The 13,770-nt window shown below is 46.0% G+C and carries 9 protein-coding genes; 8 read left to right on the top strand and 1 reads right to left on the bottom strand.

The annotated features are described in order from the left end of the window. Positions 1-417 precede the first annotated feature (417 nt). Positions 418-1,017, bottom strand: a complete 600-nt coding sequence (locus tag REC12_RS06855) for a CHAP domain-containing protein (protein WP_308893103.1) — start codon at positions 1,015-1,017, stop codon at positions 418-420. Positions 1,018-1,769: 752 nt separating this feature from the next. Between REC12_RS06855 and REC12_RS06850 the strand changes: the two genes are divergently transcribed. The 8 genes from REC12_RS06850 (at position 1,770) to REC12_RS06815 (ending at position 13,696) form a co-directional block, all read left to right on the top strand. Next, positions 1,770-3,242, top strand: coding sequence for a trimethylamine methyltransferase family protein (locus REC12_RS06850; protein WP_308893102.1), 1,473 nt, complete (start codon positions 1,770-1,772; stop codon positions 3,240-3,242). Between the two features lie 15 nt (positions 3,243-3,257). Next, complete coding sequence (locus tag REC12_RS06845) at positions 3,258-3,890, top strand: cobalamin B12-binding domain-containing protein (RefSeq protein WP_308893101.1); 633 nt, start codon at positions 3,258-3,260, stop codon at positions 3,888-3,890. A 23-nt stretch (positions 3,891-3,913) separates the two neighbouring features. Further along, positions 3,914-5,374, top strand: a complete 1,461-nt coding sequence (locus REC12_RS06840; protein ID WP_308893099.1) for a trimethylamine methyltransferase family protein — start codon at positions 3,914-3,916, stop codon at positions 5,372-5,374. 27 nt (positions 5,375-5,401) lie between these two features. After that, entirely contained in the window at positions 5,402-7,363 is a 1,962-nt protein-coding gene (locus REC12_RS06835) for a hydantoinase/oxoprolinase N-terminal domain-containing protein (protein WP_308893097.1), read from the top strand. A gap of 13 nt (positions 7,364-7,376) precedes the next feature. Further along, the gene (locus REC12_RS06830) at positions 7,377-8,174 is read left to right on the top strand and encodes a methyltetrahydrofolate cobalamin methyltransferase (protein ID WP_308893095.1); all 798 of its coding nucleotides are present in this window, start codon (positions 7,377-7,379) and stop codon (positions 8,172-8,174) included. A gap of 61 nt (positions 8,175-8,235) precedes the next feature. Further along, on the top strand, positions 8,236-9,441 hold the full coding sequence (locus REC12_RS06825) for an MFS transporter (protein ID WP_308893093.1): 1,206 nt from the start codon (positions 8,236-8,238) through the stop codon (positions 9,439-9,441). Between the two features lie 494 nt (positions 9,442-9,935). After that, positions 9,936-11,750 (top strand): sigma-54 interaction domain-containing protein, encoded by a 1,815-nt coding sequence (locus REC12_RS06820; RefSeq protein WP_308893091.1) that lies wholly within the window; start codon positions 9,936-9,938, stop codon positions 11,748-11,750. Between the two features lie 773 nt (positions 11,751-12,523). Then, positions 12,524-13,696 carry an ABC transporter substrate-binding protein gene (locus tag REC12_RS06815; protein ID WP_308893089.1) on the top strand — a complete coding sequence of 391 codons (1,173 nt, stop codon included), beginning with the start codon at positions 12,524-12,526 and terminating at the stop codon, positions 13,694-13,696. The last annotated feature ends 74 nt before the right edge of the window (positions 13,697-13,770 follow it).

The following is a 13,770-nucleotide window of genomic DNA, read 5'->3' as shown; positions in this document are numbered from 1 at the left end:
GAATATTGGCAGAAGCTCGGATTAGTCAGCCTCATGGACCGATATCTAGAAGTTCGTAACACTTGGCGAACCGCCGTATACCGAACGGTACGTACGGTGGTGTAAGAGGACGGCGGGGAAACCCCGCCTCCTACTTAATTTAATGATTTTTAAGGCTGGCAAAACAAAAGACCACTTATCCCAGAGGATAAAGAGGTCTTAGGTTTAGCAAAAAGAGTCTTGTCTAAGTTCATCTTAGACGAGCTCTTCCAAAAGGTCCCTCCGAATTGCTGTCCCCGGAGGGCAAATAGGAGCATACATGAAAAAGACTGAGGGATAAGACTCCCTTGGTGGTATTATACCATGATAATGGGTGTTAGTGTTCAGTTGCGGGACTGGTAAGTATAGGCAATATTCCTGGCTCTTCTTTTAGCGGGATTATTCCGCTTTTCTAAGCCAGCCGGCAGGTTTGGTAACCGAGCCGACAAAAAAACGCTGATGTTCTACCGTCAGACTGAGAACCTGGCGGCTATCTTTTTCATTTTGCTGAATAATTTCCACAGAGCTAGGGGTAACTTTTGTGACAATGGCTACATGACCATAAAGGCCGTTGGTAAAAACTAAAATGTCATCGGGCTTTGGTTCCATATTTCCGCCGTTCCTATATTGAAGTAAGTCCCTTTGCCCATTGAGATGTCCCTGAGGCACCGCGGGATCGAAAAAATCTTTGGCATTGCCAAAACCATTCGGCATGTTGACATGTTTTACGTCATGGTAAAATCGTTTGACAAATTCGACACATTGCCATTTCAGGCCATAATAGTATCCGTCAGAACTGAAGTTTTCTCCATGATTGGCGGTGTAATCAGGTCCATTATTGTAGACAAGGACATTTTTGTAACTGTCAATGGCTTTAGCCGATTCGTACTGTGGCTTTTTTAGTTGAGAATTGGCAAAGAAATAATGGAGTATAAAAGCAAAGCAGAGCAAGACCAGGCTGAGTTTGACAAGGATATATAACAGGGGGTTATCTCTCACCGGATTTCCCACTTAAGTCTAACTGTCATTGAAATATCTTTACTCCCTTCATAAAGTTATATAGTCAACTTTTGCAGAGCGAAAGTTGAGTTCCAACCCGGTTTACAAGTGAACTTTGGCACAATTAATTTGTTCCTTGGAGAAAACACCGTTCCAATTTGCTAAATGGAGTGACTGAACAACTTTTCAGCAGCGCCGGAGTTCGCAAATCCTATGGATTTCTAGTTCTGTCGTATTCCAAATCATTTTCCAGCTCATTTTTCAAAGCCGCAATCCCTTTCGTTTTCTTGAGGAGATCGTGCTGTCAGGGCTTATTAGTATAATCGGTATGCGAAAGTTGAGTCATATATAATGGATACTTAAAATTTTTTTGATTTATTGTCCATAACCAGAGCTAAGAAACCGGGTCAAAATCCTAAAACAGGATTTTTAAATCCTATTTTAGGATTTTGAGAAATGGTTCAATCACAGACTTTTAAGAATTCAAACATTATTATTTCTCAAAATAAGATAATTCTTAAAGAACTCCGATTGCAGGCATGTCTTGAAATGGGGATTTAATTAATGGCACAATTTTTGCAATAATTTCGGAAATCAGGAAATGTTGAATTTGAAATTACATCTTATCGAGGGAGGTAGAAAAAAAGAAATGTCACGCTATTTTGAAGAACTTTCCCAAAGTATCATCAGCGGGAGGCTGATCTGTGTAAAAAGCTTCTAGCCTAGTCGGTTTAGAAAGGAGAGTGTGTGACTTGTCCAAAAGCCAATACATTAGGGCCAACTATCAAGTTAATGCTACCCCACAATTAAAAATGTTAAGCAATGACCAATGCGAAATGGTCCTGAACGGCGCCCTGGAGGTACTGGAGAGAACCGGCGCGGAGATTCACAGTCCGGAGGCTTTGGAAGTTTTCCGCCAAGGAGGATGCTGGGTTGAAGGCAATATGGTGCGTTTTCCCTCCCATATTGTGGAGTGGGCGATCCGCAGCGCACCGTCACGGATTGTAGTTTCCAATCAAAAAGGGGAAAGGGCCTTATTTTTAGAAGGACAAAATATTTATTACGGCCCCGGTCCTACCAATACCTATACCATTGATCCTTTCACTGGGGAACGACGCCGTCCCAGAAAGTCCGATACCGTCAGAGCAGCTAAAGTCATTGATGCCCTGCCCAATATTGACTATGCCATGGACTGCGGTACAGTCATGGATGTAACTCCCACCTTATCCGATGTCCATGCCTTCCAGGCCATGCTGGAAAACACCAATAAACCCATTATTCACTGGGGATTTGGGATTGACCAGTATCAGGACATTATTGACATGGCCGCCGCTGTAGCCGGCAGTTTGGAAGCTCTGCAGAAAGATCCCTTCATTCTCCTTTATTCAGAATCCAGCCCGCCCCTGCGGCATTCCCCAGAAGCCATCGATAAGGCTATTTTTGCGGCCAAAAACAATATCCCCATCGTTTATACTCCCTGCACCTTTGCCGGCGGCGTAGCACCTGCCACCATGGCGGGAACTCTGGTCATCGCCGTGGCAGATTCCCTGGTCGGTCTGGTAGCGGGGCAACTGGTGCGTCAAGGTTCCGGCTTTGTCATGGGAGGCTTGATTTCCACCATGGATATGTCCAGTACCATTCTCTCTTACGGCGCGGCAGAACTCAGCCTCCTTTCAGCAGGCTTAACGGCAGTGGCCCGCTATATGAAAATACCTATGTTCAGTACCGGCGGCTGCACGGATTCCAAAGTCATTGACGTGCAGATGGGATTGGAAGCCGCCTTTTCAATTTTGATTGCCGGTTTAAGCGGCGCCAATCTGATTCATGACTGCAGTTATATGGAGTACGGCGCTACCTCCTCTCTGGAACTGATGACCATGGATGATGAAATTATCGGCATGGTGAAACGAATTCTTCAGGGTGTCAAGGTGGACGATGAACATTTAGCCCTGGATGTTATTAATGACATTGGTCCCGGCGGACATTACTTAGCTCACGATCATACCATGGCTCACTTCCGTGAATTCTGGACTCCGACCTTGATTAACCGCTTTAGATATGACGGTTGGAAGGCAGAAGGTTCCAAAACCATGGCCCAGCGCGTTAAGGAAAAAACTCAGGACATCATCAATAATCATCAGGCGGAACCTAAACCGGACCATGTCTTAAAAGCTATTCAGGCCATTGTGGACAGAGCGGAAGCTCGGGAAGCCAATAAACGATAGGAGGTCGATTAATCCATGTCAAATTTTGAAGAACTTTCCCAAAGCATTATCAGCGGGCAGCTGGATCGAGTTAAGTCCCTCACCCAACAGGCTATCTCGGCCGGCAGCAATCCTGTGGAGATTATCAACCAGGGACTGATTCCGGGGATGAGTGTGGTAGGAGCCCGGTTTAAAGCCGGCAAAATGTACGTACCGGAAGTTTTAATGTCAGCGCGGGCTATGAATGCAGGGATGGACCTTGTTAAACCATTAATTTTAAGCGGCGATATTCCATCCGCCGGAAAAATCGTCATTGGAACGGTTAAAGGAGACCTCCATGATATCGGTAAGAACTTAGTCAGCATGATGCTGGAAAGTGCCGGTTATACCATCATCAACCTGGGTGTGGATGCCGGACCGGAGAAGTTTGTCCAAGCAGTGAAGGAGCACCAGCCTGGGGTTATCGGCCTGTCCGCTTTGTTAACTACCACGATGCTGGCTATGAAGGATACCATCGAACTGCTGAAAGAAGAAGGATTGCGGGATAAGGTGAAGGTTATTATCGGAGGAGCTCCCATATCTCAGGATTTCGCCGATGAAATCGGTGCCGATGGTTTTGCTCCCGATGCCGGTTCCGCGGCTGATCTATGCAAAAAACTTTTGGCCTAGTAAATTTAGAAAGGAGGATGAAAATGCCTGTGAGAAGCAATTACACAGAAAATACCAGTCCGATGTTCAGGATTCTTTCCCTTAGACAGTGTGAAGAAATTCTTCTCGCTGCTCAAGAGGTTCTCGAACGTACCGGGGTGACTGTCTATGATGAAGAAGCCCGGGAAACTATGAAAAAAGCCGGCTGTTGGGTTGACGGTATTTTGGTGCGCGTTCCTTCCGCCGTGGTAAACAGGGCTTTACAATCCGTACCGAAAAGGGTCACTCTTTGCAATAGCCGCACGGGCTCCCGGGATATCCGCTTAGAGGGCTATAACGCCTATTTTGGCACAGGTTCAGATACTCCTTTCACCATTGACCCCTACACCGGCAAGCGCCAGCGCTCTACAAAGCTCTCCGTCAGCAACGCCTGCAAAGTCATCGACTCCTTGGAAAACCTGGATTTCGTCATGTCCCTGGGAATTGTCCAGGACGTGCCTCTCCTCATCTCAGACCGCCATCAGTTTGAAGCACAAGTTCTCAATACCGGTAAGCCTATTGTTACCACAGCTCATGACATTTATGGCTTTGCTGATATAATTGAGATGTGCGAAATCATCGCCGGCGGCGAGGAAGAACTGCGCCGCAACCCCTTCATGACTCTTTATGCCGAACCAATTTCGCCTCTGCAGCACGCTTGGGAGGCGGCTTCCAAATTAGTGCTGGCCGCTAAAAAGGGACTGCCTGTAGTTTATACCCCCTGTGTCATGGCCGGCGGCACCGTACCCGCAACCATGGCAGGAGTCCTGACCCAAGGCTTGGCGGAATCCTTAAGCGGTTTGGTAATCAACCAGTCCACCCGGGAAGGTTCTCCCTTCATCATGGGCGGCGTCTTTACCATCATGGACATGGCTACCACTATTTTCAGCTATGGCTCACCGGAATTCAACCTGCTCATGTCCTCCCTGGCGGATATGGCCCATTACCTGCACATCCCCATGTTCGGTACTGCCGGCTGTTCAGATTCCAATATCGTGGATGAGCAGGCGGGAATTGAAGCAGCTATGTCCATTGCCATGACCGCTCTTTCCGGTCCCAACCTCAACCACGATGTGGGTTATATTGAGTATGGTTCCACCTCATCCCTGGAGTTTTTAACCATCAACAACGATGTCATCGGCATGGCCCGCCGTTTGGTGCGGGGCATTGAAGTCACGGAAGAGACTCTGGCCTTGGACCTGATTCACAAAATCGGTCCCGGCGGACACTTCCTCAGTGAGGACCATACCATGCAAAACTTCAAAACGGAAACCTATTATCCTAATCTCATTGACCGTCAGCGTTATGAGTCCTGGACAGAAAACGGCTCAAAGACTTTATTTGAGCGGGCCAACGAACGGGTCAAAGATATCATTGAAAATTATCAACCTGATCCGCTGCCTAAAGACATCCAGCAAAAAATCAGGGGGATTGTTGAACGGTCTGAGCAAAAAATTGCTAAGTAGTAAGTGGGCGAAATGGAGTGACAGAAAATGCCTTTGATACTAGGGATTGATACTGGCGGAACCTTTACCGACGGGGTGCTTCTGGATTTAGACACCAAGGAAGTGAAGAGAAAAGCCAAGGCATTTACGACACGTGGGGACTTATCCATTGGTATTCGAAATTGCCTCGAAAATATGGGTGAGTTAGATCCACGTCAAGTTCAGCTCGTATCTCTGTCTACGACATTAGCAACGAACGCCATTGTTGAGGGTCGCGGTTGCCGGGTGGGTTTAATTCTGATTGGCCGGGAAGCCAACGGCAACCTCCCTGCTCAGCAGGTATTTGTGGTTAATGGCGGGCATGATATTAAGGGGATACCTGTTTCGGAACTCGATTTGGAGGCCATCCGAAGAGCAGTGACAGACATGCGCGGACAGGTGGATACCATTGCTATTTCCAGCTATCTCAGTATCCGCAACCCTGAGCATGAACAGGCTGCCCAGCGAGCAATCCAAGAGCTTTGGGATGTACCCGTTGTCTGTGCCCATCAACTGACAACCACTCTTGGTTATTATGAACGGACGGTAACCGCTTGCCTGAATGCCCGGCTATTGCCCATTATTGCCGAACTCCTTACCGCTGTAAGAGCGGTTCTTAAGGAAAAAGCCATCACCACCCCTTTGATGATCGTCAAAGGGGATGGTTCCCTGATGAGCGAAACCATGACCCTGGAGAAACCCATTGAAACTATTTTGTCAGGGCCGGCAGCAAGTATTGTTGGCGCAGTATTTTTGACCGGGAGTGACTCTGCTCTGGCCTTGGATATGGGTGGAACAACGACGGATATCGCCATTTTAGAAAACGGACGTCCCCGGATGAATCGCGAAGGAGCGACAGTAGGAGGATGGAAAACCCGCGTTGAAGCTGCAGAAATCAGTACCTTTGGACTGGGCGGTGACAGCTATATTCAGGTATCCAAGGACAGAAAGCTGATCATAGGCCCCAGGAGAGTCTGGCCCTTGTCAGTGATGGCCGATAAATATCCCAATTTAGTGGAAGAACTGCAAAAAGTAGATCCCAGTATTCAGCTCATCGACAGTCAGCCCGCTGATTGCTTCATGCTGATTAAGCAGCCTGCCGATAACGGTCAGTGGCATGAAACAGAATGGAAAATAATCCATGCTCTTCAAGAGCGTGCTCATAATATTTTCACCCTTGCCGATATTCTGGGCAAAGACCCTAATCTGTTGCCCTTAAAAGGCCTGGAGCAGGCCCAGGTGATAGGAAGGATTTCCTTTACCCCCACGGATTTATTGCATGTCCGGAATATCTTTACAGCGTATAATGTCTTTGCTGCCCGGGAAGGGGCCCGGATTCTGGCCCAGCGGCTGCGGATAGGAAGAGAAAAGTTCTCGGAAAAAGTCTTAAATGAGATCCAGGCAAGTCTTTGTATGACGGTTCTGCAGAGTTTTGCTTACCGTGATGGTTTAAAAGCTGAGCTTAATTCCGAGGCCAGCGTGGAATTCCTGTTAGGGAATCTGCTGCACAGAACTCATCAGCCCGGCTTTAAGACCAGTATAACCCTGGATTATCCCATTGTTGCCCTGGGGGCTCCTGTCACCGGCTATCTTCCGGCGGTGGGAAATTCCTTAAATACTGCGGTATTGATACCCACCCATGCTGAAGTTGCCAATGCCGTCGGGGCTGCCGCCGGGCAGGTAACGGAAATCATTCGCATCCTAATCAAGCCGGGGGTGGCCGGGGGGTATGCAGTCCACGCTCCCTGGAAACGGGAAGTTTATTTGTATCTGGAAGATGCCGAAAAACATGCCTTGGAGAAAGCGCAAGAAGTTGCTTTAGAAAGAGCCCGGCGTGCGGGAGTACTCAATCCCGAACTGTTAGTGGAAAAAGAAGAGGTAGTAAGTCATACTGCCGGAGGGGATGATATTGTTTTTCTGGAGACCCGCATTGAGGTTACGGCAAGCGGACATCCCACCTGGGAAGAGTAGGGGGAGGAGAAAGATGTTAATCGTTGGAGAACTTATCAATACCAGCAGAAAAGCTGTTAAACCCGCTGTAGAACAAAGGGACGCTGCGTTTATCCGGGATCTGGCCCAAAAGCAGGTTGAGGCCGGAGCCCATTATGTGGATGTCAACTGCGGAACCATGGTCCATGACGAGGTTGAAACCATGGAATGGCTGGTTAACACGATCCAAGAAGTTGTAACGGCGCCGCTTTGTATTGATACACCCAGAATGGAGGCCATGGAGGCCGGCTTGGCGGCTTGTAAAAACGGCCAGCCCATGGTTAATTCCATTACGGCGGAAAAAGAACGCTATGCCCTGGTTTTACCCTTGATTCTGAAATATAAGGCTAAAGTCGTGGCCTTGTGTATGGATGACACAGGTGTACCCGCCACAGCGGAACAGCGGATTACCATTGTCAAAAAGTTGGTGGGCGACCTGACAGCGGCAGGAGTTCCTGAAGACGATATCTACCTGGACCCCCTGGTTACACCCATTAGTACCGGGGATCATTGCGGCAACGATGTACTGGATACGGTTCGCTTTATTCGCCAGACCTATCCGAAAGTTCACGGAGCTTGCGGTCTGAGTAATATTTCCTATGGGCTGCCTAACCGCAAGGTCTTAAATCAGGCTTTCATGATTCAGACCATGGCAGCGGGAATGGATGCCTATATTTTAGATCCCCTGGATAAAGTGATGATGGGCTTTGTTTATGCCTCGCAAGCTTTGCTGGGACAGGATTCTTTCTGCATGCAATATTTGAATGCTTATCGCAATGGGGTGTACGAATAATCAGCAACCATTGCCCTTTTGTTGGTCAGGATGCAGTCAGCTGAGGAGTTACGATTCAGGTTTGGGAAGTGGTTTGCAGGTGATGGACAGCCGGACAAAGAGTGTTGAAGAACCAAAGAAACGTAACCAAACTTTAATGTGCTTAATGATCTTTTTAATTTCCATGGGTGAGGGACTGACAGCGCCGGCCATACCTTTACTGGGTAAAAGCTGGGGGGCCGGCTATCTGGAGCTCGGTTTGCTGATGACGGGTTATGGGTTAGCTTACATAGTTATGACCCTTATAGCGGGTCATCGCTCTGATCATTTTGGCCGTAAGATCATGTTATTAATAAGTCTGAGTTTATCCCTAGCCGCCTCAATCGGGTATTTTCTGGCCGGGAGTATGTTCATACTGGCAGTCTCCCGGATCACTGAAGGGGCGAGCCGTGGTATGTTATGGCCTGTGGCTGAAGCGGCTATTGCCGATAATTCTGATCCGGGCAATGCCGGCCGGGCAATGGGTACTTTTACGGCAGCTTATGGAATAGGCGTTACCTGCGGTACCCTGGCTGGAGGAACAAATATCTTCAAGGCAGGGTTCACTGTTTTTACCTGTTATCCTGTCTTGGGCTTAACGGCACTGCTGCTCATCGCTGTGGGCTTTACTAATAAACAGGTTAAAAATCATGAGGGGTCTTACCAGCTTGAAAAGACAATCAGGCGCAGAACTTTAAAATTGTTATGGCCCATTGGCATAATTGGCTTCGCCTATGGAGGATTCCTTTATTCAATTTGGGGATTGTTTTCCGCCTTAGCCAATGAATTTGGCGTGCAGGCAGACGGGATTGGAATTTTGTTCGGCTTATTTTGGGGTCTGCGCACTATAGCTTTTTTGGTCTGCCGGGTATTGCTTGACAATAGGGGAAGCAAGTTGACATTATTGTCAGGGCTGCTTTTTTGCACAGGTGGGGCCGGAATTCTTCTTTTGGCTAAGACCTTCCCTTTATTGTTGTTAGCCGTTTTTCTTTCCGGCGCAGGAACAGGACTGTTGTTTCCGACAGTACTGGTTTTAGTCAATGAGAGGACGAGTGAGGAAAACCGTGGATTCGGGATGGGCTTTCTGGAACTATTAATTGGCTTGGGCATGGTAGGTCAAACCGCAGTTGCCGGTTTTTTGGGTCAGTCAGTTGGGCCGGGTTGGATTTATTCCCTGATTTTTCTCTTTAATGGTATAGCTCTCGCAGTCGGTCTGAGGATGAATTTTAAACCCTTGTTACCGGGATAAAATGTAAGATTATGCATCTTGTTTAAATTGAGGGAATAAATTGGGCAATTTAGTATGCTCCTGATGTTCGAAGACAGAGGGGTAAAAAACCGCCGAATCGCTGGTATTTCCAGCGATTCGGCGGTTTTTAAAATGTTTTGTTAATGATGAACGCGAAATGACCGTCATAACCTGCAGTCTCCGCGATCCTCGCTTCATCCAGTCTTCGGCTTTTGCTGCCGACGATGGGCTACAAGATAAAACAAAGCTTGTGTGATGGTGTCAGGGTCCTCAGCAAGCATTCGCTCATAGGTTAAAAAAGCCCAAAACCTAAAACATCTGGGACGAGAAATTTTAGGAGGGTTAGAATATAAAGAATATTTATAATATATTGGATTTTTCCCTTGAAAGGTGTAAACTCAAAATAATGGATAATTTAATCAAAAATTGCCAATGCACCTTATTGGAAAAAGGCTATGACTTTATATCGTCGGAGATACAAGGAGGTAATAGCTTTGCGGAAAAATGGTACAGGCATATCCAACCTTAAGGCGGTTCAAGGTTATATCCAACGCGTGTCGGATGCCTTTGCCGCCGTACTTGATTTTGAAGTTGCTATTGTGGATGAACACCTTGAGGTCGTAGCAGGAACAGGAAAATATAAAGACCAAATTGGAATAATCTATGATTCGAGATCAATAAGCTATCACTTGCAATGCACCCAGAAGAGTTTTTTACTGTCTGATCCGAGTCAATGTCATCTATGTCAGAACTGCAGCCTTAAAGAGACTTGTAAGGTGTTGGCGGGTTTATTATATCCTATCGAGCTGGATGATAAAGGATTTGCAGGTACAATCTCTTTGTACGCCTTTAATGAAATGCAAAAGGAAAATCTTTTAAAAGACTTCGCGAAGCTCGAAACTTTCTTAAAACACTTAGTTGTGCTGATAGCGGGCAAACTAAATGAAATGACCTTATACAAGCAATCCCAAAAGTTGGCCGAACAATTCAACACCTTGATTAATTCCGTCTGCGAGGGAATTGTGGCGATCGATTATCAGGGCAAAATAACTCATATTAATCGCTCGGCTGAAAATCTCCTGATGACAGCGGCTCATCAGATCCATGGGAAACCGGTTGAAGAAATTTTTACCGGAATTACCATGGGCACTCTCCTAAAGATGACGAAGCCTTATATTGAACAGGATATATTTTATAAGTCCCGGCAACAAACGGTACATTTCATGAGTACAATTACAAAAGTTAAGTATAAAGAAGAGCTTAGCGGGTTTGTTATTTCTATACGCTCAATCGGAGAAATGCGTAAGTTGGCCGGGCGTATTATGCGGGAAGAACGCAAATATACCTTTGATGGCATTCTTGGTCAAAGCACGGCGATTACTGATATAAAAAAGAAAATGAGCAGAGTGGCGGCAACTGATTCGACAGTACTCATTACGGGTGAAAGCGGCACGGGTAAAGAGCTTTTTGCGCGTGCCATTCATCAAGAGAGCTTGCGCAGGAATGCTCCTTTTGTTGCGCTTAATTGCGGGTCTATTCCCGAAAATCTGCTGGAGAGTGAGCTGTTTGGCTATGAAGAAGGAGCATTCACAGGAGCACTGCGTACCGGCAAACCGGGAAAATTTGGATTGGCCAATGGAGGGACCATATTTCTTGATGAAATCGGTGATATGCCCTTGCATTTACAAGTCAAACTATTGCGCGTACTTCAAGATTATATGATAGAGCGGGTGGGCGGAACGAAACCCTTAATCGTGGATGTGCGGATTATTGCTGCCACTAACAGGAACTTGGAAGAAATGATCCAGACTAAACAATTTCGCAGCGACCTATATTATCGCTTGAGTGTCATACCTTTTCATATTCCGCCTTTAAGAGAAAGAAAGGAGGATCTGGATTTACTTATTCACTGTTTTGTTGAAAAATATAATTTGATTCTGGATAAAAATATTCAGAGATATACCAATGAGGCCTTAGCACTGATGTTCGAATACCCTTGGCCGGGTAATGTCCGGGAATTGGAAAATGCTGTGGAGTATTCCGCTAATATTTGCCCTGATTTGGTAATTGATGTGAACTATCTGCCGGATCGGATTCTTAAATACCTTTCGACCAAATCTCCCGCCCAGCACCAAGTGCGGATTCAATCGATAGCGGATTTGGAGAAAAACGCCTTAATTGAGGCTATAGCCCGGTTCGGTCCGGGCAGCCGGGGCAAAGAAAATGCTGCGAGGTCTCTGGGGATGAGCCGTTCAACCCTTTACAGAAAAATTAAAGAGATGGGTTTGGAAATTCAAATTAATGAGTAGAGAGTAGGGATTCAACAGTCGTAAACCACAAAATTTATCCGCTGACTAATCCGCGCTAAGACTCCCGCTTCGGCAAGCAGTGAGTTAAGAGCGGCTAATTTCTGGATAAGTGTGACTAAGATTCAGATGGAGTTAAAAACTCCACCTGAATCAAGTCTGCTTTATAGTGATCAAAAGGGGGCCGTGCATATGTTGCAAGGGCTCCCTTTGTCTTTGTTTCAAGACAAGAAAGATATATGTCCCAAAATGACATAAGGCGAATTGCGCTCTTGGGGGGAAATTCCCGGCTATTCATCCTAATTTGAGACATCCATTCCGATGCTGGAAAATCTTCGTCTGAGATTAGGCCTGTTTAAAGCGGGAAGGGACAGTTTAATGTTGGCATAACATTTGCAAGATAAATACGACAAAAACCAGATGAAGTTGAAAGGAGTTAAAATTAGTGGCGAATTTTGAAAAGCTATCCCAAAGCATAATCAGCGGCAATCTTGCCAAAGTGAAAAAGTTAACCCAGGCTCATATTGACGAGGCAGCTTCTCCTTAGATACTATCAACTCCGGAATTGACGGCCCCCTTTTGATCTCTGACCGGCATGAGTTTGAGCAACAGATTTTGCGCATCGACAAGCCTATTCCTGTCTCTCGCCCAGATGATCACAAAAGAATGAGGAAGTTAAGGATAATTAATTTTCAAAATAATTAGATTATTATGCTAAATTTCATAAGATTCCCCTTGAAGATCCCCAGGTTAAAACAATTGAGGGAGGGTAAAAAATGAACATGAAAAAAAATAGTCTTAGAGGTTTTAGCATTTTAAGTGTGATATTGAGCTTGAGTTTGCTTTTAACGGGTTGTAATACAAAGGCCTCCGATACGTCAAAATCAGCATCTTCTGAAGGAGATAAAATTTATATCGGCTGGGTTGCTCCTCTCACAGGCAGTGGCGCCAATTACGGAGAACAGATGTTGAACGGGGCAAAATTAGCGGCGAAAGAGATTAATGATGCCGGGGGAATTAACGGAAAACAGATTGAGATTATTTCTCAGGATGATAAATCTGACCCTAAAGAAGCAGCCAATATTGCCCAAATGTTTACCGGCGATAAGAGGTTGGTTGGTGTATTGGGAAATTATAACAGTTCTTGTGCTTTAGCCGGTGCGCCTATTTATGATCAAGGGAAATTACCTGTTATCCACGTTGGCACTTCACCCGTGTTTTCCAAACAAAAACATGACTATTTGTTCCGAATATCAGTAACCGATGCTTTCCAGGGTGCTTTTGTGGCTAATTGGATGAACGATGAAGGACTTAAAAAACCTGCTATCATCTGGGAAAATGACGATTACGGCCGTGGTCTTAAAGAAACCGTCAGTAATGAAGTTGCCAAGAATGGCGGCAAAGTAGTCGGCGACTGGAGTTATATGCTTAACCAAACCAAGGATTATTCGGCCCTTTTGACTAACGTTAAAGAATCCGGTGCGGATTCGATCTTTATCGGTGGTCTTTATACTGAAGGCGCACTGATAGGTAAACAAATGCAGCAGTTAGGTCTAAAACTTCCCGTATATGGAACAGATGGGTTGTATGAAAAGAGTTTAATTGATTTAGGAGGGGATGCTGTTGAAGGCTGGAAAACTTCAGGTTTATTCCTGCCTACAGATCCCAACCCAACTCTGCAAACCTTTATAAAAGCTTATACTGCCGCTTATGGCAAGACACCGGGAAGTTACGCAGCACTGCACTATGATGCCATGAAAATTCTGGCTGAGGCAATTAAGGCCGTGGGGACTGATCATGAGAAAGTTCAGGCTTATCTGGCCAAGCTGCCGGAACCTTATAAGGGCGTTACAGGTTCGGTTACTTTCGATGAACACCACGATTCTACGCGCTCAACCTTGACAAAACTCGTGATTAAGGGCGGTCAGTGGCAACTGTCCCAAAATTAAAAAACACCTTATGGTAAGGTCGGAAATATCTTTCCGGCCTTACCAAACTCTTTATTTCTTTAGAATAACGGAAA

It is taken from the genome of Candidatus Desulfosporosinus nitrosoreducens (genome assembly GCF_030954495.1).
Taxonomy (GTDB): domain Bacteria; phylum Bacillota; class Desulfitobacteriia; order Desulfitobacteriales; family Desulfitobacteriaceae; genus Desulfosporosinus; species Desulfosporosinus nitrosoreducens.
Note: the sequence above shows the minus strand (reverse complement) of the source record. Positions and strands in the feature narration are given on the sequence as shown.